The following is a 22,954-nucleotide window of genomic DNA, read 5'->3' on the forward strand; positions in this document are numbered from 1 at the left end:
CGTCCCGCAAGAGATGACGGAAGTCTGACGAGCACCCGCGATCCCTGGCCCCGGCCGGGGCGCGGGTGCTCGAATGAAGAGGTGAACCCCGAACCCTCGCAGGAGGAGCGGGGCCGCCCCGTCGGCCGCCGCGTCTTCCTCGCCACCCTCGGCCTCGGCGCCCTCGGCGTGGCCGCCGCGCCCACCCTGCAACGCGGGCTGGAGGGCTTCCTCGGCGCCGCCTCCGACCGGGACCCCACCGGCCTGACCGGCCTGCTCCCGAACGGCGGAGGCTTCCGCTACTACTCCGTCACCGCGTCCGTCCCGCACAGGACCGCCGCCGACTACCGCCTGACCGTCGACGGCCTGGTCGACCGTCCGACGACGTACACGCTGGACGCTCTCAGGAGCCTGCCCCAGACACGCCTGGTCCGCGACGTCCAGTGCGTCACCGGCTGGCGGGTGCCCCGCACCCCCTTCGAGGGAGTGCGGCTGTCCCGGCTGCTGGACGCGGCGGGCCCGCGCCCCTCGGCGAAGGCGGTCCGCTTCACCTGCTTCGACGGCGCCTACAGCGAGAGCCTCACCCTCGCCCAGGCCCGCCGCGCCGACGTCCTGGTCGCGCTGCGCATGCAGGACGAGGACATCGGCCACGACCACGGCGGCCCGGTCCGCCTCTACGTCGCCCCCATGTACTTCTACAAGTCCGCCAAGTGGCTCTCCGGCATCACCGTCACCGACGAGGTGAGGCCCGGCTACTGGGAGGAGCGGGGCTACGACGTAGACGCCTGGGTCGGCCGTTCGAACGGACGCGGCGATGACCCCACCAGCTGAGACCTCCGCGCCGCCCGGCGCCGACGTCCGCCGCTTCGGCCCCGCCCAGCGCTGGGTGCACCGCGTCACGGCCGCGCTGATGGGCGTGTGCGTGGCGACCGCCGCCTGCCTCTACGTCCCCCAGCTCGCCGTCCTCGTCGGCCGCCGCGAACTGGTCGTCCGCGTCCACGAGTGCGCCGGCCTCGCCCTGCCGGTCCCCGTCCTGCTGGGCCTGCTCTCCCGCGCTTTCCGCGCCGACCTGCGCCTGCTCGACCGCTTCGGCCCGCACGACAAGGTCTGGCTGCGGGCCGTGCTGCGCCGCGACGGACGCCGCTCCGCGCGCCCGGCCGGCAAGTTCAACACGGGCCAGAAGATCTACGCCGCCTGGATCGCCGGGGCCGCGCTGGTCATGCTCGGCACCGGCCTGCTCATGTGGTTCACCGGCCTGACCCCGCTGAGGTGGCGCACCAGCGCGACGTTCGTCCACGACTGGCTGGCCCTGACCGTCGGCATCGTGCTGGCCGGCCACATCGGGATGGCCCTCGGCGACCCGGAGGCCCGGCGCGGCCTGCGCACCGGACTGGTCCGGCGCGAGTGGGCCGAGAGCGAACACCCGCTGTGGCGACCGTAGGCACGGCCGCCACAGCGGGTGTCCGCCGCCTTCACGGCGACTTCGGAGAGCGCGGCGGGCTAGAGCACGCTCGTCATGCCGCCGTCGACGTACAGCACCTGCCCGGAGACGAAGTCCGCGGCCGGCGAGGCGAGGAACAGCAGGGCGCCGACCAGGTCACCGGTACGGCCCCAGCGGCCGGCCGGGGTGCGGCGGCGCACCCACGCGCTGAACTCCTCGTCCTCGACGAGCGGGCGGGTCAGCTCGGTTGCGATGTAGCCGGGACCGAGCCCGTTGACCTGCACCCCGTGCGGCCCCCAGTCCGCGCACATGCCCTTGGTCAGCATCTTCAGCGCGCCCTTGGCCGCCGCGTACGGCGCGATGCCGGGACGCGTCACCTCGCTCTGCAGCGAGCAGATGTTGACGATCTTGCCGTGGCCGCGCCCGGTCATCCGCCGGGCCGCCTCCCGCCCGACCAGGAACGCGCTGGTGAGGTTGGTGTCCAGGACCCGGTGCCAGTCCGCGTCGGTGAACTCCAGCAGCGGCGCGCGCAACTGCATGCCCGCGTTGTTGACCAGGATGTCGAGCGGGCCCACCCGCTCCTCGACGTCCGCGATCCCGGCGGCCACCGAGGCGCCGTCGGTCACGTCGAACGCGGCCGTGTGCGCCCGGTCGCCGGGCAGCGCGGCGGCGGCCCGTGCCAGCGTGCCGGCGTCGCGGCCGTTGAGGACGACCGTGCAGCCGGCCTCGGCCAGGCCGCGGGCCAGGGCCAGCCCGATGCCCCGAGAGGAACCGGTGACCAGGGCGGTGCGGCCGCGGATGTCGAAGAGGGGGTGAGCCGTCATCGCCGTACCCCTAGAGGATCAGGGACAGGGCGAGGACCAGCGCGCCGGCCACCACGGACAGGATCGTCTCCATCAAGGACCAGGTCTTGACCGTCTGCCCGACGTCCAGACCGAAGTACTCCTTCACCAGCCAGAAACCGGCGTCGTTGACATGGCTGAAGAAGAGCGAGCCGGCGCCGATCGCGAGGACCAGCAGCGCGGTGTGGGTGGTCGACATGTCGGCCGCCAGCGGGGCGATCAGCCCGGCCGCCGAGACGGTCGCCACGGTCGCCGAACCGGTCGCGAGCCGGATCACCACCGCGATCAGCCAGGCCAGCAGCACCGCCGGGATCGACCAGTCCTTGGAGATGTCCAGGATCATCTGGCCCACACCGCAGTCGATCAGCGTCTGCTTGAAGCCGCCGCCCGCGCCGACGATGAGCATGACGCCCGCGATGGGCATGAGGCCCTTCTCGACGGTGGAGTTGATCCGCTCCTTGCTGAATCCGGCGGGCCGGCCGAGCGTGAAGACGCCGACGATCACCGCGGCGAGCAGCGCGATCAGCGGGGAGCCGATCACGTCGAAGACGCGCTGCGTCTGGTCGGCCGGGTCGTCCACGACGATGTCGACCAGCGCCTTGGCCAGCATCAGCACGACCGGCAGCAGCACGGTGGACAGGGCGGCGCCGAAGCTGGGGCGGCGCTCCAGCTGCTCGGAGGCGCGCTGCGGGAGCATGCGGTCCGGAGCGGGGACGTCCACCCAGCGGGCCGCGACCTTCGAGAACAGCGGGCCGGCGATGATCACCGAGGGGATCGCCACGACGATGCCCAGCGCCAGCGTCACCCCCAGGTTGGCCTTGAGCGCGTCGATCGCGACCAGCGGACCGGGGTGCGGGGGGATCAGACCGTGCATCACGGACAGACCGGCCAGCGCCGGGATGCCGATACGCATCAGGGAGTAGTTGCCCCGCTTGGCGACCATCAGCACCACCGGGATCAGCAGCACGATGCCGACCTCGAAGAACAGCGGCAGGCCGATCACCGAGGCGATCAGCACCATCGCCCACGGCATGGCCCGGCCCTGGGCCTTCGCCAATATGGTGTCGACGACCTGGTCCGCGCCGCCGGAGTCGGCGAGCATCTTGCCGAGGATCGCGCCCAGCGCGATCAGCACGCCGACACCGGCGACCGTCGAGCCGAGCCCGGCGGAAAAGCTGGCGATCGCCTTGTCCAGGGGCGCCCCGGCGACCGCGCCGAGCACGAGCGACCCGATGGTCAGCGACAGGAAGGCATGCAGCTTGAACTTGGTGATGAGCAGGACGATGACGGCGATGCCCGCCAGGACGGCGATGCCCAGCTGGGCGTGTCCGGCCGAGGTGATCGCCGGGGGCGCGTCCGCTGCCAGCATCTCGACGCTGAGTCTGGTCACGGGGGAGTTCCCTTATGGGTGGAGAGGAGATGGGGGTCAGGTGTGCCGCGGCCGGGCACCGTGGGGCAGGGGCGTCACCGAGAGGTCGGTTCGGCCCCGTCGGACCGCGGGGAGCTGTCGAGGCCGTCCAGAGCGGCGACGGCGCGCGCGGTGATCTCCTCGGGAGACCCGGCGACGTCCACCGCCACACCGCGCTCGTCCGCTTCGAGCGGCTGGAGCGTGGCGAACTGGGAGTCCAGCAGCGCGGTCGGCATGAAGTGCCCCTGACGGTGCCCCATACGGTCCTCGATGAGGGCCCGGTCGCCCGTCAGATGGACGAACACGACACCCGGAGCCGCGGCCCTGAGCCGATCGCGGTACGACCGCTTCAGCGCCGAGCTGCTCACCACCCCGCCGAGACCCGCACGCCCGTGCGCCCAGGCGCCGATGGCGTCCAGCCACGGCCACCGGTCCTCGTCGTCGAGCGGCGTCCCGGCCGACATCTTGTCGATGTTGGCCTGCGGATGGAAGTCGTCGCCCTCGGCGTACGGGACGCCGAGCCGGTCGGCGAGCAGGGGACCGATCGTGGTCTTGCCCGTGCCGGCGACGCCCATCACCACGACGACGTGGGGGGTGCGCATCACTGCCTCGCTGTCTTCCTCGACATGCGACGCCGACATCCGGCGTCGCCACACTGAAACCCATTAGGTACGACGAATTCAAGAGTCTGTGACATATAAGTCTGACTTTTTCGTCGCGTGACCCACCCCGTACTCTGAGTCCATGACCACACCGGGCCGGGGGCTGCACGGACGCGTCCTGGACGCCCTCGGCCCCGCCATCACCGCCGGCGAGTACCCCCCGGGCAGTGTCCTGCGCACCGACGAACTCGCACAGCGCTTCGAGGTGTCACGTTCGGTGATGCGCGAGGCGGTCCGCGTCCTGGAGTCCATGCACCTCGTCGAGTCGCGCCGCCGCGTGGGCGTCACCGTGCTCCCCACCGAGGAGTGGAACGTCTACGACCCGCAGGTCATCCGCTGGCGCCTGGCGGGCGCCGACCGCCCCCGGCAACTGCGCTCGCTGACCGTGCTGCGCTCGGCGGTCGAACCGGCCGCGGCCGCGCTCGCCGCCCGCCACGCCACGCCCGAGCAGTGCTCCGAACTCACCGAGTGCGCCCTCGGCATGGTGGCCAACTCCCGCGGCCACCGTCTCGACCGGTACCTCTTCCACGACGTCGCCTTCCACCGGGTGATCCTCTGCGCCTCCGGCAACGAGATGTTCGCCCGCCTCGGCGACGTCGTCGCGGAGGTGCTGACCGGACGCACCGAGCACGAGGTGATGTTCGAGGACCCCGACCCCGCCGCCGTCACCCTGCACGTCCAGGTCGCCGAGGCGGTCCGGGAGGGCGACGCGGAGCGGGCCGAGCGGCTGACCCGCGAGATCACCGTCGGCGCGCTGCAGGAACTGGACATCCTGGCGCCGTAGCGCCCAGCTCACGGCGGGGCGCGCGGGGCACGGCGGAGCGCGGCACGCCGGTCACCCGCGAAGCGGCCCAGCCCGCGCGACCCGCCCTCGCCCGCGCAGGCGGCCCAGCCCGGGCGGGCCGCCCTACTCGGGAAAGTCCCCGTCGACGTACACCCAGGCGCCGTCGGCCCGCTCGAACCGGCTGTGCTCGTGCAGCGAACCGCCCCGGTAGGAGGCGCGGAACGTCACGGTCCCGGTGCCGTGGAAGGCCGAGCCGCCCGTCGTCCCGAGGATCTCCAGCCCCGTCCAGCGCGTCCCCGGGTCCAGGTCCAGCCGCGCGGGCCGGGTCCGCGGATGCCAGGTGCGCAGCAGGTACGCCGCGTCGCCCCGCACGAAGGCGCAGTACCGCGACCGCATCAGCGCCTCGGCGGTCGGCGCGGCGGCGGCGCCGGAGTGGAAACGGCCGCAGCAACTCTCGTACGGCTCGGGCAGCCCGCACGGGCAGGAACGCGTGGTCATGGCCTCATTCTGTCCGCGCCGACGCACCCGCCCGCCACCGGCCGCCCGGCGCCGCCCGCCGCCGCCGTGCCGCCCGCGCGGGTCGGGGGCACAGTGGAAGAGGTGGACGAGCCAAGCGGTGACCACAACGAGGAGGGACGGACGATGACGCGACCCGTCGACAGCCGGCCCCCGTCCGTCAAGGAGTGGCGGCTGAACCTGTACCTGTCCGAACACGACCCGGACACCACGGCCAGGATCGTCCTGGACACCGGCGACAACGTCCTGGAGAGCTGCGCCGAGGCCCGCCGCAACCCCTACGACTCGGCGGTCCCCGACATCGGCGACGAACTCGCCGCCGGGCGCGCCCTGATCGCCCTGGGCCGCGACCTGCTGCGCGCCGCCGCCGGGGACATCGAGGCGGTCGGGGCGCCCGAGGCGACACCGCCCGTCCCGCTCTGGTCGCCCAGGGAATGAGGTCGGCCGTGCTCTTCAGGGACCGCCCGGAGGCGGGCAGGCGGCTCGGCGCCCGGCTGGCCCACCTGAGCGGACAGGACGCGGTGGTGCTCGGACTGCCCCGCGGGGGCGTGCCGGTCGCCGCAGAGGTGGCCGCGGCCCTCGGCGCACCGCTCGACCTCTGCCTGGTGCGCAAGCTCGGGGTGCCCTCGCAGCCCGAACTGGCCATGGGAGCGATCGGCGAGGACGGGGTCCGTGTGATCGACGACGCCGTCATGCGCCGGGCGGGGGTGCCGGCGCACGCGCTGGAGCGCGTCGAGAAGCGCGAGCGCCGCGAGCTGGAGCGGCGTGCCGTCCGCTACCGGGGCGAGCGCCCGCCGCTCGTCGTCGCGGGACGGACGGTCGTGGTGGTCGACGACGGGGTGGCCACCGGCTCGACGGCCCGGGCCGCCTGCCGGACGGTGCGCGCCCGGGGCGCGGCGCGGACCGTGCTGGCGGTGCCCGTGGCTCCCCCGGACTGGACCGCTCGGCTCGCTGGGGAGGCCGACGAACTGATCAGCCTGGACACCCCGCCCGCCTTCTTCGCGGTCGGCCAGTTCTACGACGACTTCACCCAGCTCGACGACGACGACGTGGTCGCCTGCCTGCGGCGGGCGCGCGCCGGCGGGGGCCGCCCGGCCGTGGACCGGGAGACGGAGCTCGCCGTCGGCTCCCTGCGGCTGACCGGACGGCTGACCGTCCCCGCCGGCACGTCCGGCGTCGTCGTCTTCGCCCACGGCAGCGGCAGCGGGCGGCACAGCCCCCGCAACCGGTTCGTCGCCGCCGGACTCAACCGCGCCGGACTCGGCACCCTGCTGTTCGACCTGCTTTCCGAGGAGGAGGCGGACGACCGGACCAAGGTGTTCGACATCGGCCTGCTGGCCGGACGGCTCGCCGCCGTCACCGACCTGCTGCGCACCCTGCCCGAGGCCGAGAACCTGGCCGTCGGCTACTTCGGCGCCAGCACCGGGGCCGCCGCCGCCCTGCGGGCCGCCGCCGAGCCGGACGCGGACATCGCCGCCGTCGTCTCCCGGGGCGGCCGTCCCGATCTGGCCGGAGCGGCGCTCGCGGCCGTGACCGCGCCCACCCTGCTCGTCGTCGGCGGCGCGGACCACACCGTGCTGAACCTCAACCGCCATGCCCAGACCGAGCTGACCTGCGAGAACCGCCTGACCGTCGTCCCCGGGGCCACCCATCTCTTCGAGGAGCCCGGCGCCCTGGAGGCGGTGACCGACCTGGCCCGCGACTGGTTCACGGACCACATGGCGGCGGCGCACGTGCGATGACACACGTGTGACGACACGCGAGTGCCGACGTGTGGGTGACGGGTGTGTGACGGAACAAGAAAGCGGCGCCGATCAGATCGGCGCCGCTTTCTCCTGGTGTCCGAGGGGGGACTTGAACCCCCACGCCCGATAAAGGGCACTAGCACCTCAAGCTAGCGCGTCTGCCATTCCGCCACCCGGACAAGGTGTCTGTCGTGCGGGGCTTCCCCCCGCGGCGACGAAGGAAACATTACCAGGCTTTCGAGCCTGCTCGATCACCCCCGGCCGCCCGCGCCGCCACGCCGCCGGCCGGCCGCGCACGATGTGAACGCGGTGTCACGGGCCCGGGGGCTGTCTTGGGGCGGGACCCGGAGGCGAGGGAGGATGAGTGGACCACCGGCACACGAGGTGGACCACCAGCACACAGCGGGAGGAAGCAGCGTGAGCGAGACGGACACCGCCAGGCGCGTCACCGGCGAGGACGAGGTCGTCGACCTCTGCAGCGAGCTGATCCAGATCGACACCAGCAACTACGGCGACCACTCGGGCCCGGGCGAGCGCAAGGCCGCCGAGTACGTCGCCGAGAAGCTGGCCGAGGTGGGGCTGGAGCCGAGGATCTTCGAGTCGCACCCCGGCCGCGCCTCCACCGTGGCCCGCATCGAGGGCGAGGACCCGTCCCGGCCCGCGCTGCTGATCCACGGCCACACCGACGTCGTACCGGCCAATGCCGACGACTGGACCCACCACCCCTTCTCCGGCGAGATCGCGGACGGGTGCGTGTGGGGCCGCGGCGCGGTCGACATGAAGGACATGGACGCGATGACGCTGGCGGTCGTGCGCGACCGGCTGCGCAGCGGGCGCAGGCCCCCGCGCGACATCGTGCTCGCCTTCCTCGCCGACGAGGAGGCCGGCGGCACCTACGGCGCCCGTCACCTGGTCGACCACCACCCCGACCTCTTCGAGGGGGTCACCGAGGCGATCAGCGAGGTCGGCGGCTTCTCCTTCACGGTCAGCGAGCAGCGGCGGCTCTATCTGATCCAGACGGCCGAGAAGGGCATGCACTGGATGAAGCTGACCGTGGCCGGCACCGCCGGGCACGGCTCCATGATCCACCGGGACAACGCCATCACCGAGCTGTCGGAGGCCGTCGCCCGCCTCGGCCGGCACGAGTTCCCGATCCGCGTGACCAAGACCACCCGGGCCTTCCTCGACGAACTGGGCGACGCGCTCGGCACCGAGCTGGACCCGGAGAACATGGAGGGCACCCTCGCCAAGCTCGGCGGCATCGCCAAGCTCATCGGCGCGACCCTGAGCAACACCGCCAACCCCACGCAGCTGGGCGCCGGTTACAAGGTCAACGTCATTCCGGGCGAGGCCACGGCGCATGTCGACGGCCGGTTCCTGCCGGGCTTCGAGGAGGAGTTCCTGGCCGATCTGGACCGGATCCTCGGCCCCCGGGTCAGGCGGGAGGACGTGCACTCGGACAAGGCCGTGGAGACCACCTTCGACGGCGCCCTGGTGGACGCCATGCAGTCCGCGCTGCTGGCCGAGGACCCGGCCGCCAAGGCCGTGCCGTACATGCTCTCCGGCGGCACCGACGCCAAGTCCTTCGACGACCTCGGCATCCGCGGCTTCGGCTTCGCGCCGCTGAAGCTGCCGCCGGAGCTGGACTTCGCCGGCATGTTCCACGGGGTGGACGAGCGGGTGCCGGTGGACGGTCTGAAGTTCGGCGTGCGGGTGCTCGACCGGTTCCTCGACGCCTCCTGAGACACGACGTTCCGGAGGAGGTTTCCGGGCCTGGAATTCGGGCGCGCGTGCGGGATTAACTGAGAAGGGTGAATGCGACGATAAGCTCGTAGCTCCAATGGTTCAGCCTCGTTACAGGTATTGCGATCGGCAAGGTGAGATCGCTTTTGCCAACGAGGAGGAATAATGATCAAGAAGGTCGTCGCTGCCGCGGTTGCCACCGGTGGACTGGTTCTCGCGGGTGCCGGCATGGCCGCCGCCGACTCCGGTGCCCAGGGCGCCGCCCTGCACTCCCCGGGTGTCGTTTCCGGCAACGTCGTGCAGGTGCCCGTGCACGTGCCGGTGAACGTCTGCGGCAACACGATCTCGGTGATCGGGCTGCTGAACCCCACCTTCGGCAACACCTGCATCAACCACTGACGTCGTGCCCCGCCCCGTGAGGGTCTGACTCCATCAGCTCCGTGGGGGGTCTGAACCCGTCGGCCCCGAGAGCGCGCGCCACGCGCTCCGGGGCCGACCGGTTTTTCCGCGCTTCGCGAGGCACGACGGCGCATTTCCGCCGCGTCGCGAACGCGCGTTCCGGAAGGTTCTGAAAAAGTCGAAGGCAGGGATTCAGTACATGCGACAGGTCACCCGCAAGGGCCTGCTGACCGTGGCCGCCGCCACCGGTGTGATCGCCGCCGCGAGCGGCGCGGCGCACGCCGACGCGGGCGCGTCCGGTTTCTCGTCCGGTTCGCCGGGCGTGCTCTCCGGCAACACGGTGCAGGTGCCGGTGCACATCCCGGTGAACGTCTGCGGCAACACCGTCAACGTCGTCGGGCTGCTCAACCCGGCCGTGGGCAACAAGTGCGCCAACCAGGGCGGCGGCAGTGACTCGTCCGGGGGGAACGGTTCGCGCGGCCACGGCGGTTCGCACGCCGGCGGGCACGCGAGCGACTCGCCGGGCGTCGGCTCCGGCAACCACGTCCAGGTGCCGGTCGACGTCCCCGTGAACGTCTGCGGCAACAGCGTCGACGTCATCGGAGTCGGCAACGCCGCGCTGGGCAACGGCTGCGCCCACAGCGGCGGTTCCGGCGGCCACGGCAACCCGCCCGGCCACCCGGGCACCCCCGGCACTCCGGGACACCCGGGCACTCCCGGTCACCCGGGCACGCCGGGCACCCCCGGCACGCCGGGTAACCCGGGTACTCCCGGGAACCCTGGCACCCCCGGCAACCCCGGTACTCCGGGCAACCCCGGTCACCCGGGCACCCCCGCGCACCCGGGCACCCCCGCGCACCCGGGCACGCCGGCCACGCCGCCCGCTTCGGGCGGCAAGACGCCCGGCGGAGCGGTGCACGTCAACCACCCGGGTACGCAGACCGTCACCACGCCCGGGAGCGGCGCGGAGCTCGCCCACACCGGCAGTGAGCTGCCGATGGGCCTCGTCCTGCCGGTCGGCGCGGGCGCGCTGCTGGCCGGAGCCGTGCTGTACCGCAAGGCGCGGGCCTCGGTCTGATCCGGGCCGGACGGCCCCGAGGCGGCGGCCCACGGACGGCGTCCCCGGGACGGTGTCCCGAGGACGGCGTCCATCGGCCTTCGTGAGGCCGCGCACATGACAGAGCGGGCCCCGTTTCGACGGGGCCCGCTTCGGTGGTGGTCGCGACCGTCTCAGCTCACCACGTGGCGCGCACCTGGCGGATGATCCGCCGGCGCAGCCGCACCCTGCGGCTGCCGTCGCGCAGCAGGCTCAGGCGGTACAGCTCCCAGTGTCCGTACTCGGCGTGGTCCGTCAACAGACGCGTCGTCTCCTTGCGGGAGACCCCGCGCGGCACGTACACGTCGACAAATTCGTATTCCGGCATCGCATCTATTGTGCGGGCTGGGGCCCGGTACGGATAGCGTCTGCACTATGTCTGATGCTGCGCAGCCCACCGCTGCCGAGGTACGCGCCGCCGCCGAGGCGGTCAAGACCGCGCTCGACCGCCACCTGGCCGCGGTCGAACGCAGGTCGGGGGAGGACGACCCGGCCGTCTACGAGGCGTTCAACGCGCTGGCCGCGGCCGCGGAGGCGTACGACGAGCTGCTCTACGACCGCTACGACGAGGTGACCCCCTTCGAGATCCCCGGTGACGACTCGCTGCCGCCGTACACGGGCCCGGAGGAGCCGAACGCGGTCAGCGTGCTGATCCGCCGCGACTACGCGGTGGCCGAGCCGCAGCGGCTGCTGGCCCAGGCCCAGCGGGTGGAGGCGGCGGACGTCGAGGCCGGCACCGGCATCGGCTCGGGCGCCCCCGGGACGGTGCACGGGGCGCTCGGCACCCTCTTCGGCGAGTTCGAGCCCGACGAGATCGCCTCCCGGCACAAGGAGTTCGGCCTGGAGGAGGGCGACTCCACCCTCTGGGTCACGGCCTCGGACGAACCGGCCGACCCGGGCGACTGGCTGGAGGCGCCCTTCGAGCACGTCGATCCGCAGCAGGTGGTGTGCCGGTTCGACGTGAGCACGGTCTTCGACGACGACCTCGACGATGACGAGGACGACGATGAGGACGGTGACGAGATCGAGGATCTCGCCACCGGTCTCGACGAGGACGACGAGGACATCGAACCGCTGGACGCGAACGACCGCTAGGGAGCACCCGCGTCGGCCGCCACCGGGGCCGCGCGCGGTCACGATCCGACGGACGACGAGGGGGCGGTGGTCGCGGGAGATTCCCGCGACCACCGCCCCTCGTCACCGCGCGGCACGGCGGTGCGCCGCCCGGCGCCTCAGGCCTGCCACCGCGCCTGGCTTCTCACCACGCCCGGCTTCTCACCGCGCCCGGCTTCCCAGCGCGGCCGGTCTCGTGGCGCGGCGGGTACCGGGCGCGGCCGGCCTCCGCGAGCCCGGGCCTGGTCCTCGGCGGGCCGCCGCGAGCGCGGGCCCGGTCCTCGGCCGGCCCGCGCGCCTACGCCTGGTTCTGGTCCTCCGCCTGCGCCGCCTGGGCGGCCAGCAGGGCGGGCAGGCGGGTGGTGCGCGGCCTGGACGGCACCTCGGCCACGGCCCGCGGCAGCGCCTGGTCCACACCGTGCACCACGGACAGGTGGCGGCCCGCCCGGCTGAACGCCGTGTAGACCCACGGCCGGCTCAGCGCCTGCGCCGCGTCCCCCGGCAGCACCGCGACCACCGCCGGCCACCGGCCGCCCACGGCCTGGTGCGCCGTCAGCGCCCATCCGTGCCGCACACAGCCCTCCACCCGCTCCCTCGGTACGACCACATGGGCGCCCGAGCACGACAGGTGCAGGCCCTCGGCGTCGGCCGACACCACCCTGCCGGGCAGCGTCCGGCCGGGGACGGGGGAGTAGGCGACCCGGTCGCCCGGGTCGAAGCCGCCGAACCGGCCGGGGCCCGGATTGAGGCGCTCCTTCAGCGCCGCGTTGAGCACGCGCGTGCCCGCCGCGCCGCCGTGTCCCGGGGTGATCACCACGGTCTGCTCGGCCGGCACCCCGATGGCCCGGGGCACCGAGTCCGCGACGAGCTGCACCGTCCGGTGCACGGCCTCGCCGGCGTCCCGCACCGGGACGATCACGACTTCCCTGCCGGGGGCGGCGACCTGGTGCAGCTCGCCGGCACCGATGCCGGAGACCAGCTCGCCGAGTGGACCGAGGTCCGGCACCCGCGAGGCGATGTGCGGGCACGCACGGGCCGCCAGCAGATCCGCGAAGACCCGCCCGGGCCCCACGGACCACAGCACCGCCGGATCCCCGGACAGCACCAGCCGGGCCCGGTCCGGCATCGACTCCACGAGCAGGGCCGCCGTCTCCACGTCCAGCTGGGGGGCGTCGAGCACGACGAGGAGGTCCAGGTCGAGCGCGCCGTCGGCGTCCCGCCCCGGCCCCCGCGCCCCCGACAGCAGATCGGCCACGGTGACGACGGCGGCCTCTTCGGCCAGGTCGCCCCCTTCGGCCACGCGGGCCCCCTCGGCCTCGGCGGTTCTGTCCGCCTGGGCGGTCCGGTGGGCCGCGGTGGCCCCGCCCGTACCGGTGGCCCCGCCCGTACCGGTGGCCCCGCCCGTACCGGCGGTCCCCTCCGCGGCGCCGGGCGTGCCCTCACCGGCGGCCTCCCGGAGCAGCTCGGCGAAGCCGTCCCGGCCCAGGGGACTGTGGGCGGCGCCCCAGGCGCGCAGCCCGAGAGCGCGGGCCGCTGCCAGCAGCCGCGCCGGTTCGACGCGGGACGCCTCCCCGCCCGTGTGCAGCACCAGGCCGTGGCCGGAGACCGCGCGGATCAGCTCGCCCGCAGAGCCCCGGGCGGAGGCGGCGGCCCGGTCCCAGCCCTCGGCCCGGGCGTCCTCCTTCGGCACGGAGTCGACGAGCCGGGCCAGCCCGTCGGCCAGACTCTCCTCGGCCAGCGCGTACCGCTCCAGACCCACGAGGACCCGTACCGGCCGCGCCTCGTCGTCCTCGTCGGCCTCCGCGTCCGTCTCCCGGGCGGGCGGCGCGCCCGGCTCGTCCAGGGCGTCCTGGAACACCAGGGCGTCGCCCTCCGCGAGCGCGCTCTGCAGGGCCGCGTCCGGGTCGGGCACCTTCTGCCGGGCCAGGGCGGCGGTGAGCGCCGGCGCCTCCAGGGACGTGTGCCCGGCCAGGGCGGCCTGCTCCAGCAGCCAGACCGTGAAGGCACGGCCACGGCGCTCGTCGTCGGGCCGGCTCTCCGCGCCGAGCAGCGTCCTGGCGAAGCCGTCGGCCTGTTCCGGCCGCACCCCCGCGATGTGCAGCAGCTGCCACGGGTCGGCGCGCAGCCGGTCCGCCGCGCCCTCGCCGAGCGCCGCCGCGACCGGCGGGGCCAGCGTCTCCGGGGCGCCGCCCTCGGCCAGCACCCGGCGCACCGCCTGGACCGTCTCGGGCGCGGGGGCCGTCGGCACGGCCGCGGCCTCGGTGGAGACGGGGCCCGGCCGCCGGACCGGCGCGGGCGCGGGCTTGCGCCGTGCGGGCTCCGGCTCGGCCGGGGTGAACACGGCCGCCGCCGGCTTCTCGCCGCTCTCCACGGCGCGCACCGCCGCGAGCAGGTCCGCCGCCTTGCCGCTGAGCTTGCCCCCGCTCTCGATCGGCCCCTTCTTCTCGGCCTTCCGCCGCTCGATCCGCTCCCGCTCGGCCCGCTGCGCCGCGAGTTCCGCCTCGGCCTCGGACGGCGCGGCCGCGGAGCCCGAGGCCGGTTCCTCCTGCGCCGGCCCGTCCTTGACCGGGGCGTCCTCCGCCTCCTTTTCTGCGACCGGGGCGTCCTCCGCCCGGACCTCCTCGACCCCGGCCGCCGGATCCCCGGTCTCCGCGCCGTCCCCCGCCGCGTCGTCCCCCGGGGCGGGGCTCCCGGTCACCGCCTCGTCCCCCGGTGCCGCGCTCCCGGTCACGGCGTCGCCCCCCGGTTCGGGGAGGTCCGGGTTCCCCGGCCCGGCCTGCTCCGTGGTCTCCGGCTCGGTGCTCACAGCGTGCTCCAGTCGTGATCGGGATAGCGATGCACGGGCGCCGACACGTCGTCGAGAGCCCGGCAGATCTCGTCAGGAAGACTAAGCGCCTCCACTGACAACGCCGCCGTGAGCTGCTGGGCGTTGCGCGGGCCGATGACCGGGGCGGCCACCCCGGGCCGGTCCCGCACCCAGGCGAGGGCGACCTGGAGCGGTGTCACCGCCAGCCCGTCCGCCGCCGTCGTCACCGCGTCCACGATGCGGCTCGCCGTGTCGTCGAGGTAGGGCTCGACGAACGGCGCCAGATGCTCCGAGGCGCCCCGCGAGTCCTGCGGCGTCGCGGTGCGGTACTTGCCGGTGAGCACCCCGCGGCCCAGCGGCGAGGAGGGCAGCAGACCGATGCCCAGGTCGAGCGCGGCCGGCAGCACCTCCCGCTCGACGCCCCGCTGCAGCAGCGAGTACTCCATCTGCGTGCTCGCCAACCGGGTCCGCGCGCCAGGCGCCGCGAGCTGCCAGGTCGCCGCCTTGGCCAGTTGCCAGCCGCAGAAGTTGGACACCCCGGCGTAGCGCGCCCGGCCGCTGCTGACGGCCAGGTCGAGGGCCTGCAAGGTCTCCTCCAGCGGCGTGTCGGGGTCGTAGGCGTGCACGTGCCACACGTCGACGTAGTCGGTGCCCAGACGGGCGAGCGAGGCGTCCAGGGCCGCCAGCAGATGGCCGCGGGAGCCGTCGAAGGGGCGGTCCGGGTCGGGGACGCTGCCCGCCTTCGTCGAGACGACCAGGTCCCGGCGGGGCACGAGGCCCTCCATGAGCCGCCCGAGCAGGTACTCGGCCTCCCCGTCGCCGTACACGTCCGCCGTGTCGACGAGGGTGCCGCCCGCCTCCCAGAACGCCTTCAGCAAGTCTGCGGCGTCGTGCTCGTCGGTGCCCCGGCCCCAGGTCAGGGTGCCGAGGCCGATGCGGGACACGCGCAGGCCCGTACGGCCGAGATGCCTCTGCTCCATGGACGCCGACATTACTGGCCACGGGGTGGGCGTGGTCACCCTGTGGACAACCCGGTTCCCGGCCCGGAACACCCCGGCGGGAAGCCGGGAAGCGTCCGCGGGACACCCGGGGGGCGGCGCCCCCGACAAGCCCCGGAGGGGCCCGCGCCGAACACGCGCCGAACACGCGAGGCGGCCGTCACACCCGCGCGGTCTGCCGCGCCCCCGCCACCCCGCGCTACTGTCTCCCGCACAGGAACGTTACTCGTCGGTAAGGGGATGCGGCATGCGGCTCGGGATCAACCTCGGCTACTGGGGCTCCGGGATGGACGCGGACAACCTGGCCGTCGCCCAGGAGGCGGACCGGCTCGGTTACGCCGTGTGCTGGGCGGCCGAGGCCTACGGCTCGGACGCGGCCACGGTGCTCTCCTGGGTGGCCGCGCAGACCGAGCGCATCGACGTCGGCTCGGCCATCTTCCAGATCCCGGCCCGCCAGCCCGCGATGACGGCGATGACCGCCGCCACGCTGGACTCGCTCTCCGGCGGCCGGTTCCGCCTCGGTCTCGGCGTCTCCGGCCCGCAGGTCTCCGAGGGCTGGTACGGCGTCCGGTTCGACAAGCCGCTGGCCCGCACCCGCGAGTACGTCGAGATCGTCCGCAAGGCCATGACCCGCGAGCGGCTGACGTACGAGGGCGAGCACTGGACGCTGCCGCTGCCCGACGGCCCCGGCAAGCCCATCAAGCTCACCGTGCACCCGCAGCGCGAGCACATCCCGCTCTACATCGCGGCCATCGGCCCGAAGAACCTGGAGCAGACCGGCGAGATCGCCGACGGCGCGCTGCTCATCTTCCCCTCCGCCGAGCACCTGGAGGAGACCGCGATCAAGCCCCTGCGGGCCGGCCGCGAGAAGGCGGGCCTGACGCTGGACGGCTTCGACGTCTGCCCGACCCTGCCGCTCGCCCTCGGCGAGGACAAGGACGTGGCCGCCCTCGCCGACACCTTCCGCCCCTACACGGCGCTCTACGTCGGCGGCATGGGCAGCCGCCGGCAGAACTTCTACAACCGGCTCGCCCAGCGCATGGGGTACGAGCGGGAAGCGGCCGAGATCCAGGAGAAGTACCTGTCCGGCGACAAGCAGGGCGCCGCGGCCGCCGTTCCGCACGACCTCATCGACAAGACGACACTGCTCGGCTCCGTCGACCGGATCGCGGACCGGATGAAGGCCTACGCGGCGGCCGGCGTCACCACGCTGACCCTCGCCCCCGCCGGCTTCACGCTGGACGAGCGGATCGCCGCCCTCCGCGCCGGCACCGACGCCCTGGAGCGCGCCGGCCTCGCGTGACACGGGCTTCTCGCGGCCGTGGTGGGGGCTCGGGGGACTTCCCCGCCACGGCCGCCGTCATCGGGAACAACGCCCCGCGCCGCGCCCGGTCACGGCCCCGGCGCCGGCGACCGCTGCGCCGTTCCGCCCAGCCGGCCCCCGCACCTGCCGCGGCGCCCCGCCCCCGCACTTGGCTCGACCTCTGCGGCCGGACCCCGGGCGCGCACCGGCCGCTACAGCCACCCCCGCCGCTTGAACAGCCGGTACAGCAGCACCTCCAGCACGGCCATCAGGCCGATCACCGCCGGATACGCCCACACCCAGTGCAGCTCGGGCATGTGCTCGAAGTTCATCCCGTAGATACCGGCGATCATCGTCGGTATCGCGGCCATGGCCGCCCATGCGGAGATCTTCCGCATGTCGTCGTTCTGCTGGACTCCGGTCTGCGCCAGATGGGCCGACAGGATGTCCGACACCAGCCGGTCCAGGCTCTCCACGGACTCGTTGACGCGGGTCAGGTGGTCGCTGACGTCCCGGAAGAAGGGCCGCGCGGCGTCGTCCACGAAGGGCACGGCCGTGGCGAAGGCGCTCTGCCCGGTGCCGCCGAGGCGGGACATCGGCAGCGCCAGCGGGCCCGTGGCGCGCCGGAACTCGGTGATCTGGCGCTTGAAGTTGTAGATCCGCGAGGCGGTGTTGCGCGAGCCGCCGCGCTCCGGGGAGAAGACCTCGGCCTCCAGCTCCTCCAGGTCGGTCTGGAGTTCGGTCGCCACATCCAGGTAGTGGTCGACGACCGTGTCCGCGATCGCGTACAGCACGGCGGTCGGGCCCTTGCCCAGCATCTCCGGCTCCTGCTCCAGGCGGTGCCGCACGGCGGCCAGCCCGTCACCCTCGCCGTGCCGGACCGTCACCACGAACGAGTCGCCCAGGAAGATCATGATCTCGCCGGTCGAGACGGCGTCGCTGTGCGGCTCGTACACCACCGGTTTCAGGACCACGAACAAGGAGTCGTCGTAGACCTCCAGCTTGGGCCGCTGGTGGGCCTTGAGGGCATCCTCCACCGCCAGCGCGTGCAGCGCGAACTCCTCGCTGACCAGCGCGAACTCCTTCTCGCTCGGCTCGTGCAGGCCGACCCACACGAACCCGCCGGCCGCCCGCGCCTCGGCCAGGGCGTCGGAGAAGTCCTCCGGTCCCTCCCTGCGGTGGCCGTCGCGGTAGATGCCACAGTCCACGATCACTGAGCGTGTCCTCCCTTCACCCGGCCGACGTCCGAGTCGCCCGTACGCCTACCCTGGCCGCATGCCCACGTTGATCCTCGTCAGGCACGGACGTTCCACCGCCAACACCGAGGGACTGCTCGCCGGCTGGACGCCCGGCGTCGCCCTCGACGAGCGCGGCGCCGCACAGGCCGCCGCACTGCCCGGCCGGCTCGACGGACTGCCGATCGCCGAGGTCGTCACCAGCCCCCTGCGGCGCTGCCAGGAGACCGTACAGCCACTCCTGGACGCCCGTCCCCACCTGAGCGCGCACGCCGACGAACGGATCGGGGAGTGCCACTACGGCGACTGGTCCGGCCGCAAGCTCGCCGAACTGAAGGACGAACCGCTGATGGAGGTGGTGCAGGCGCACCCCACGGCGGCGGCGTTCCCCGGCGGCGAGTCCATGCGCGCCATGCAGCACCGCGCCGCCGAGGCGGTGCGCGAGTGGAACGCCCGCGTCGAACGCGACCACGGACCCGACGCGGTCTACCTCATGTGCTCGCACGGCGACATCATCAAGTCCCTCGTCGCGGACGCGCTCGGCCTCCACCTCGACCTCTTCCAGCGGATCTCCGTCGAACCCTGCTCCGTCACCGCGATCCGCTACACCCGGCTGCGGCCCTTCCTCGTGCGGCTGGGCGACACCGGCGACTTCGCCTCCCTGGCGCCCCGCGAGGAGTCCGCGGACGGCGACGCACCGGTCGGCGGCGGCGCGGGCGCGCCGTGATCGTCGGCCGCAGTAGGGTGAAGCGGTCGCCGTCGACGACGCGGCCCCACCCCCTTCGCCCATCCAGACGTTCCCCCGAATCCCATGGAGACAGGACGTGTCCCGTCAGGTGTTCCTCTACGACCCCCCGGACCGCTTCGTGGCCGGTACGGTCGGACTGCCCGGGCGCCGTACGTTCTTCCTCCAGGCCACCGCGGGCCCCCGGGTGACCAGCGTGGCCCTGGAGAAGACGCAGGTCGCCGCACTCGCCGAGCGCATGGACGAACTGCTCGACGAAGTGGTGCGGCGCAGCGGCGGCAACGCCCCCGTGCCCGCCATGGCCCCCGCCGAGATCGCCGACACCGCCCCGCTGGAGTCCCCCGTCGAGGAGGAGTTCCGGGTCGGCACCATGGCGCTCGCCTGGGACGGCGAGGAGCAGCGCATGATCGTCGAGGCGCAGGCCCTCGTCGAGCTCGACGCCGACACCGAGGAGGACCTCGCCGAGGCCGAGGAGCGGCTGCTCCAGGACGAGGAGAACGGGCCCCCGATGCTGCGGGTCCGGCTCACCGGCACCCAGGCGCGGGCCTTCGCCAAGCGCGCCCTCGACGTCGTCAACGCCGGGCGGCCGCCGTGCCCGCTGTGCAGCCTGCCCCTGGACCCGGAAGGACACGTATGTCCGCGCCAGAACGGATACCGCCGCGGGGCGTGACGCCCGACTCGGCGGCCGCAGAGCTGCTCGCGCACGGTGAGCTCACCGTGCGCGGACGCATCCGCGAGGCCTCCAACGCGGCGCTGTTCTGCACGGTCGCGCACGACGGCCGGGAGGCGTCCTGCGTCTACAAGCCGGTCGCCGGGGAGCGCCCGCTGTGGGACTTCCCCGACGGCACCCTCGCCGGGCGCGAGGTGGCCGCCTACGAGGTCTCCGAGGCGACCGGCTGGCACCTGGTGCCGCCCACCGTGCTGCGCGAGGGCCCCTACGGCGAGGGCATGGTCCAGCTGTGGATCGACGCGAGCCCGGAGGCCGAGCTGCTCGCGCTCGTCGACGCCGAGGAGCCCGGACCCGGCTGGAAGGCCATCGGCTTCGCCGAGGTCGACGAGGGCCGCACCGCGCTGCTCGTGCACGCCGACGACGAACGGCTGCGCCGCCTCGCCGTGCTGGACGCGGTGCTCAACAACGCCGACCGCAAGGGCGGCCACCTGCTGCCCACGGCCGACGGACGGCTCTACGGCATCGACCACGGCGTCACCTTCAACGTCGAGGACAAGCTGCGCACGCTGCTGTGGGGCTGGGCGGGCGAGCCGCTGCCCGCGGAGGCGGTCGGCGTCCTCAAGGGCCTGCGGGACGCCCTGGCCGAGGGCGGCGCCCTCGCCGCGCGTCTGGCCGGCCTGATCACCCCGGCCGAGACGGACGCCACGCGCGCGCGGGTGGAGGCACTGCTCGCCTCCGGCGTCCACCCGGAGCCCGGCGGCGAGTGGCCGGCGATCCCCTGGCCGCCGGTGTAGCGGCGGCCCGCCCCACGAGCCCGCCCCCCCGCCTCGCGAGCCCGCCCCCGGCCCCGCGAGCCCGCCCCCCCGCCTCGCGAGCCCGCCCCCGGCCCCGCGAGCCCGCCCCCGTCCCGCGGGAGCGGGCCCGGGGTGCGTCGGCGGGCCCGCCGGGTGAGGGCTGCACACTCGCGGGAAAACGGCAAGAGCGCCTATCCGGCCGACTGACCCGGTCCGGTTCGTGGACGGGACCGCGGTCCGGTTACGCTCATGACATGCATGCCTGGCCCGCTTCCGAGGTCCCCGCCCTGCCTGGTCAGGGTCGCGACCTGAGGATCCACGACACCGCGACCGGGGGGCCGGTCACCCTGACCCCCGGCCCCGTCGCCCGCATCTACGTCTGCGGCATCACGCCGTACGACGCGACCCACATGGGTCACGCGGCGACCTACAACGCGTTCGACCTCGTTCAGCGCGTGTGGCTCGACACCAAGCGGCAGGTCCACTACGTCCAGAACGTGACCGACGTCGACGACCCGCTGCTGGAGCGGGCGCAGCGCGACGACGTGGACTGGGTGAAGCTGGCCGAGCAGGAGACGGCCCTGTTCCGCGAGGACATGACCGCCCTGCGGATGCTGCCGCCGCGGCACTACATAGGCGCCGTGGAGGCGATACCCGGCATCGTCCCGCTGGTCGAGCGGCTGCGGGACCTGGGCGCGGCCTACGAGCTCGAGGGGGACGTGTACTTCTCCGTCGAGTCCGACCCGCACTTCGGCGCGGTCTCCGGCCTCGACGCCGCCGCGATGCGCCTGCTGTCCGCCGAACGCGGCGGCGACCCCGACCGCCCGGGCAAGAAGAACCCGCTCGACCCGATGCTGTGGATGGCCGCCCGTGAGGGCGAGCCCAGCTGGGACGGCGGCTCGCTCGGCCGGGGCCGGCCCGGCTGGCACATCGAGTGCGTGGCCATCGCCCTCGACCACCTCGGGATGGGCTTCGACGTCCAGGGCGGCGGCTCCGACCTCGCCTTCCCGCACCACGAGATGGGCGCCTCGCACGCCCAGGTCCTCACAGGCGAGTTCCCCATGGCCAAGGCGTACGTCCACGCCGGCATGGTCGCCCTCGACGGCGAGAAGATGTCCAAGTCCAAGGGCAACCTGGTGTTCGTCTCGCGCCTGCGGCGCGACGGCGTCGACCCGGCGGCCATCCGGCTCTCCCTGCTCGCCCACCACTACCGCTCCGACTGGGAGTGGACCGACCAGGTGCTCCAGGACGCCGTGGCGCGCCTGGACCGCTGGCGCGCGGCGGTCTCGCGGCCGGACGGCCCGGCCGCCGACAAGCTGGTCGAGGAGATCCGCGACGCCCTCGCCGAGGACCTGGACGCCCCGGCCGCGCTCGCCGCGGTCGACCGCTGGGCGGCGCTCCAGGAGGAGCGGGGCGGCACCGACACGGGCGCTCCCGGCCTGGTCTCGCGCGCCGTGGACGCCCTGCTGGGCGTGGCGCTCTGACCCCGCCCGGGACCCGCTGACGCGGCGGGCCGTCACACGACGAGGAGGGGCGGTGCGCCACCGGCGCACCGCCCCTCGATCGTCCGGTTCACTCCCCCGGGGAGTCCTCGTCGTCCGGGCCGCTCTCCGGCCGCGGATCCGCTTCCGGACGCTGCTCCGTCTCCGGACGCTGCTCCGTCTCCGGTTTCGGGGGCATGGGCGGCCGGGTGCGGCCGCCGGGGCCGTCCCGCAGGTACGAACCCGCGTCGCCGCCCTCCGCGGTGGCGTGACCGCCCGAGGCGGGGCCGCCGCCGTCCCGGCGCCGCAGGTACCGCTCGAACTCGCGGGCGATCGCCTCGCCCGACGCCTCCGGCAGCTCGGCGGTGTCGCGGGCCTCCTCCAGCGTCTGCACGTACTCGGCGACCTCGCTGTCCTCGGCGGCCAGCTGGTCCACCCCCACCTGCCAGGCGCGGGCGTCCTCCGGCAGCTCGCCCAGCGGTATCCGCAGGTCGAGCAGGTCCTCCAGCCGGTTGAGGAGGGCCAGCGTGGCCTTCGGGTTGGGCGGCTGCGACACGTAGTGCGGCACCGCCGCCCACAGCGAGACCGCCGGGACGCCGGCGTGCGTGCACGCCTCCTGGAGGACGCCCACGATGCCCGTGGGACCCTCGTACTTGGTCTCCTCCAGGTCCATCCGGCGGGCCAGGTCCGCGTCCGAGGTGGTCCCGCTGATCGGGACCGGGCGGGTGTGCGGGGTGTCGCCGAGCAGGGCGCCCAGGACCACCACCAGTTCCACGCCCAACTCGTGCGCGAAGCCCAGCAGCTCGTTGCAGAACGAGCGCCAGCGCATGGACGGTTCGATCCCGCGGACCAGCACCAGGTCGCGCGGCTTCTCGCCGCCGACCCGCACCACCGAGAGTCTGGTCGTCGGCCAGGTGATCTTGCGCACGCCGCCGTCCATGAACACCGTGGGGCGGTTCACCTGGAAGTCGTAGTAGTCCTCGGCGTCCAGCGCCGCGAACACCTCGCCCTTCCACTCCCGCTCCAGATGCGCGACCGCGGTCGAAGCGGCGTCGCCGGCATCGTTCCAGCCCTCGAACGCGGCCACCATGACCGGGTCGATCAGCTCGGGAACCCCCTCGAGCTCGATCACCCAGCGCCTCCTTCCGACGTGCTCTCGCCTGACCCACCAACCTTACGGCGTTCGGCGGGAGC

At 73.9% G+C, this 22,954-nt stretch carries 23 protein-coding genes and 1 tRNA gene; 14 read left to right on the plus strand and 10 right to left on the minus strand.

Going from position 1 to position 22,954, the window contains the following annotated elements; translation table 11 throughout:
• Positions 1-81 precede the first annotated feature (81 nt).
• Together ACH5A8_RS21290 and ACH5A8_RS21295 are read left to right on the plus strand one after the other, a co-directional pair.
• Positions 82-810 (plus strand): molybdopterin-dependent oxidoreductase, encoded by a 729-nt coding sequence (locus tag ACH5A8_RS21290; protein WP_399004158.1) that lies wholly within the window; start codon positions 82-84, stop codon positions 808-810.
• Positions 794-1,420 carry a cytochrome b/b6 domain-containing protein gene (locus tag ACH5A8_RS21295; protein ID WP_399004160.1) on the plus strand — a complete coding sequence of 209 codons (627 nt, stop codon included), beginning with the start codon at positions 794-796 and terminating at the stop codon, positions 1,418-1,420. The genes ACH5A8_RS21290 and ACH5A8_RS21295 overlap by 17 nt, the downstream gene beginning before the upstream one ends.
• Before the next feature lie 59 nt (positions 1,421-1,479).
• Here the strand turns inward: ACH5A8_RS21295 and ACH5A8_RS21300 are convergent, their stop codons facing one another.
• From ACH5A8_RS21300 to ACH5A8_RS21310, 3 genes are all read right to left on the minus strand, one after another.
• Complete coding sequence (locus ACH5A8_RS21300; protein ID WP_399004162.1) at positions 1,480-2,244, minus strand: SDR family oxidoreductase; 765 nt, start codon at positions 2,242-2,244, stop codon at positions 1,480-1,482.
• Positions 2,245-2,254: 10 nt separating this feature from the next.
• Positions 2,255-3,652, minus strand: a complete 1,398-nt coding sequence (locus tag ACH5A8_RS21305; protein ID WP_399004164.1) for a GntP family permease — start codon at positions 3,650-3,652, stop codon at positions 2,255-2,257.
• A gap of 74 nt (positions 3,653-3,726) precedes the next feature.
• A complete protein-coding gene (locus ACH5A8_RS21310; RefSeq protein ID WP_399004166.1) occupies positions 3,727-4,272 on the minus strand; it encodes a gluconokinase in 546 nt (181 codons plus the stop codon).
• A gap of 142 nt (positions 4,273-4,414) precedes the next feature.
• Here ACH5A8_RS21310 and ACH5A8_RS21315 point away from each other — a divergent pair, with 142 nt between their 5' ends.
• The gene (locus tag ACH5A8_RS21315; protein WP_399004168.1) at positions 4,415-5,116 is read left to right on the plus strand and encodes a FadR/GntR family transcriptional regulator; all 702 of its coding nucleotides are present in this window, start codon (positions 4,415-4,417) and stop codon (positions 5,114-5,116) included.
• A 123-nt stretch (positions 5,117-5,239) separates the two neighbouring features.
• Here the strand turns inward: ACH5A8_RS21315 and ACH5A8_RS21320 are convergent, their stop codons facing one another.
• Positions 5,240-5,614: a YchJ family protein gene (locus ACH5A8_RS21320; RefSeq protein WP_399004170.1), complete on the minus strand. Its 375-nt coding sequence runs from the start codon at positions 5,612-5,614 to the stop codon at positions 5,240-5,242.
• Positions 5,615-5,758: 144 nt separating this feature from the next.
• Here ACH5A8_RS21320 and ACH5A8_RS21325 point away from each other — a divergent pair, with 144 nt between their 5' ends.
• On the plus strand, positions 5,759-6,070 hold the full coding sequence (locus tag ACH5A8_RS21325) for a dsRBD fold-containing protein (protein WP_399004172.1): 312 nt from the start codon (positions 5,759-5,761) through the stop codon (positions 6,068-6,070).
• 8 nt (positions 6,071-6,078) lie between these two features.
• A complete protein-coding gene (locus ACH5A8_RS21330; RefSeq protein WP_399004174.1) occupies positions 6,079-7,374 on the plus strand; it encodes a phosphoribosyltransferase family protein in 1,296 nt (431 codons plus the stop codon).
• Positions 7,375-7,468: 94 nt separating this feature from the next.
• Here ACH5A8_RS21330 and ACH5A8_RS21335 read toward each other — a convergent pair.
• Positions 7,469-7,556: transfer RNA gene (locus tag ACH5A8_RS21335), tRNA-Leu, on the minus strand.
• Positions 7,557-7,794: 238 nt separating this feature from the next.
• On the opposite strand from ACH5A8_RS21335, the gene ACH5A8_RS21340 reads away from it, so the two are divergent.
• From ACH5A8_RS21340 to ACH5A8_RS21350, 3 genes are all read left to right on the plus strand, one after another.
• The gene (locus ACH5A8_RS21340) at positions 7,795-9,120 is read left to right on the plus strand and encodes a M20/M25/M40 family metallo-hydrolase (RefSeq protein WP_399004175.1); all 1,326 of its coding nucleotides are present in this window, start codon (positions 7,795-7,797) and stop codon (positions 9,118-9,120) included.
• A gap of 165 nt (positions 9,121-9,285) precedes the next feature.
• Positions 9,286-9,519 (plus strand): chaplin ChpH, encoded by a 234-nt coding sequence (gene chpH, locus ACH5A8_RS21345; RefSeq protein ID WP_399004177.1) that lies wholly within the window; start codon positions 9,286-9,288, stop codon positions 9,517-9,519.
• A gap of 199 nt (positions 9,520-9,718) precedes the next feature.
• Entirely contained in the window at positions 9,719-10,597 is an 879-nt protein-coding gene (locus ACH5A8_RS21350; protein WP_399004179.1) for a chaplin, read from the plus strand.
• Positions 10,598-10,754: 157 nt separating this feature from the next.
• Here the strand turns inward: ACH5A8_RS21350 and ACH5A8_RS21355 are convergent, their stop codons facing one another.
• Positions 10,755-10,943: a DUF5703 family protein gene (locus tag ACH5A8_RS21355; protein ID WP_027758838.1), complete on the minus strand. Its 189-nt coding sequence runs from the start codon at positions 10,941-10,943 to the stop codon at positions 10,755-10,757.
• Between the two features lie 47 nt (positions 10,944-10,990).
• On the opposite strand from ACH5A8_RS21355, the gene ACH5A8_RS21360 reads away from it, so the two are divergent.
• Positions 10,991-11,710 (plus strand): hypothetical protein, encoded by a 720-nt coding sequence (locus ACH5A8_RS21360; RefSeq protein ID WP_399004181.1) that lies wholly within the window; start codon positions 10,991-10,993, stop codon positions 11,708-11,710.
• 316 nt (positions 11,711-12,026) lie between these two features.
• Here the strand turns inward: ACH5A8_RS21360 and ACH5A8_RS21365 are convergent, their stop codons facing one another.
• A complete protein-coding gene (locus ACH5A8_RS21365) occupies positions 12,027-14,534 on the minus strand; it encodes a helix-hairpin-helix domain-containing protein (protein WP_399004183.1) in 2,508 nt (835 codons plus the stop codon).
• Positions 14,531-15,514: an aldo/keto reductase gene (locus ACH5A8_RS21370; protein WP_399004185.1), complete on the minus strand. Its 984-nt coding sequence runs from the start codon at positions 15,512-15,514 to the stop codon at positions 14,531-14,533. Before ACH5A8_RS21370 ends, ACH5A8_RS21365 begins: the two co-directional genes overlap by 4 nt.
• Positions 15,515-15,779: 265 nt before the next feature.
• Between ACH5A8_RS21370 and ACH5A8_RS21375 the strand changes: the two genes are divergently transcribed.
• Entirely contained in the window at positions 15,780-16,835 is a 1,056-nt protein-coding gene (locus ACH5A8_RS21375; protein WP_399004187.1) for an LLM class F420-dependent oxidoreductase, read from the plus strand.
• 212 nt (positions 16,836-17,047) lie between these two features.
• On the opposite strand, the gene corA is transcribed toward ACH5A8_RS21375, so the two are convergent.
• A complete protein-coding gene (corA, locus tag ACH5A8_RS21380; RefSeq protein WP_399004189.1) occupies positions 17,048-18,049 on the minus strand; it encodes a magnesium/cobalt transporter CorA in 1,002 nt (333 codons plus the stop codon).
• Positions 18,050-18,110: 61 nt separating this feature from the next.
• Here corA and ACH5A8_RS21385 point away from each other — a divergent pair, with 61 nt between their 5' ends.
• The 4 genes from ACH5A8_RS21385 to mshC all read left to right on the plus strand — a co-directional run bounded on the left by ACH5A8_RS21385 (position 18,111) and on the right by mshC (position 21,763).
• Positions 18,111-18,797, plus strand: coding sequence for a histidine phosphatase family protein (locus ACH5A8_RS21385; protein WP_399004191.1), 687 nt, complete (start codon positions 18,111-18,113; stop codon positions 18,795-18,797).
• 97 nt (positions 18,798-18,894) lie between these two features.
• A complete protein-coding gene (locus ACH5A8_RS21390) occupies positions 18,895-19,485 on the plus strand; it encodes a DUF3090 domain-containing protein (protein WP_399004193.1) in 591 nt (196 codons plus the stop codon).
• The gene (locus tag ACH5A8_RS21395; RefSeq protein ID WP_399004195.1) at positions 19,449-20,279 is read left to right on the plus strand and encodes an SCO1664 family protein; all 831 of its coding nucleotides are present in this window, start codon (positions 19,449-19,451) and stop codon (positions 20,277-20,279) included. Before ACH5A8_RS21390 ends, ACH5A8_RS21395 begins: the two co-directional genes overlap by 37 nt.
• 254 nt (positions 20,280-20,533) lie before the next feature.
• Entirely contained in the window at positions 20,534-21,763 is a 1,230-nt protein-coding gene (gene mshC / locus ACH5A8_RS21400) for a cysteine--1-D-myo-inosityl 2-amino-2-deoxy-alpha-D-glucopyranoside ligase (RefSeq protein WP_399004196.1), read from the plus strand.
• A gap of 88 nt (positions 21,764-21,851) precedes the next feature.
• On the opposite strand, the gene ACH5A8_RS21405 is transcribed toward mshC, so the two are convergent.
• Positions 21,852-22,892 carry a PAC2 family protein gene (locus tag ACH5A8_RS21405; protein ID WP_399004198.1) on the minus strand — a complete coding sequence of 347 codons (1,041 nt, stop codon included), beginning with the start codon at positions 22,890-22,892 and terminating at the stop codon, positions 21,852-21,854.
• Positions 22,893-22,954 lie beyond the last annotated feature (62 nt).

This window comes from Streptomyces sp. NPDC018610 (assembly GCF_044391765.1).
GTDB lineage: Bacteria > Actinomycetota > Actinomycetes > Streptomycetales > Streptomycetaceae > Streptomyces.

Bases quoted from the DNA above. Each gene is read 5' to 3' on its own strand.
- ACH5A8_RS21375 (WP_399004187.1), top strand. From the start codon at position 15,780: ATGCGGCTCGGGATCAACCTCGGCTACTGGGGCTCCGGGATGGACGCG.
- ACH5A8_RS21295 (WP_399004160.1), top strand. From the start codon at position 794: ATGACCCCACCAGCTGAGACCTCCGCGCCGCCCGGCGCCGACGTCCGC.
- ACH5A8_RS21350 (WP_399004179.1), top strand. From the start codon at position 9,719: ATGCGACAGGTCACCCGCAAGGGCCTGCTGACCGTGGCCGCCGCCACC.
- ACH5A8_RS21360 (WP_399004181.1), top strand. From the start codon at position 10,991: ATGTCTGATGCTGCGCAGCCCACCGCTGCCGAGGTACGCGCCGCCGCC.
- chpH (WP_399004177.1), top strand. From the start codon at position 9,286: ATGATCAAGAAGGTCGTCGCTGCCGCGGTTGCCACCGGTGGACTGGTT.
- ACH5A8_RS21300 (WP_399004162.1), bottom strand. From the start codon at position 2,244: ATGACGGCTCACCCCCTCTTCGACATCCGCGGCCGCACCGCCCTGGTC.
- mshC (WP_399004196.1), top strand. From the start codon at position 20,534: ATGCATGCCTGGCCCGCTTCCGAGGTCCCCGCCCTGCCTGGTCAGGGT.
- ACH5A8_RS21310 (WP_399004166.1), bottom strand. From the start codon at position 4,272: ATGCGCACCCCCCACGTCGTCGTGGTGATGGGCGTCGCCGGCACGGGC.
- ACH5A8_RS21320 (WP_399004170.1), bottom strand. From the start codon at position 5,614: ATGACCACGCGTTCCTGCCCGTGCGGGCTGCCCGAGCCGTACGAGAGT.
- ACH5A8_RS21315 (WP_399004168.1), top strand. From the start codon at position 4,415: ATGACCACACCGGGCCGGGGGCTGCACGGACGCGTCCTGGACGCCCTC.
- ACH5A8_RS21325 (WP_399004172.1), top strand. From the start codon at position 5,759: ATGACGCGACCCGTCGACAGCCGGCCCCCGTCCGTCAAGGAGTGGCGG.
- ACH5A8_RS21370 (WP_399004185.1), bottom strand. From the start codon at position 15,514: ATGGAGCAGAGGCATCTCGGCCGTACGGGCCTGCGCGTGTCCCGCATC.
- ACH5A8_RS21385 (WP_399004191.1), top strand. From the start codon at position 18,111: ATGCCCACGTTGATCCTCGTCAGGCACGGACGTTCCACCGCCAACACC.
- ACH5A8_RS21355 (WP_027758838.1), bottom strand. From the start codon at position 10,943: ATGCCGGAATACGAATTTGTCGACGTGTACGTGCCGCGCGGGGTCTCC.
- ACH5A8_RS21395 (WP_399004195.1), top strand. From the start codon at position 19,449: ATGTCCGCGCCAGAACGGATACCGCCGCGGGGCGTGACGCCCGACTCG.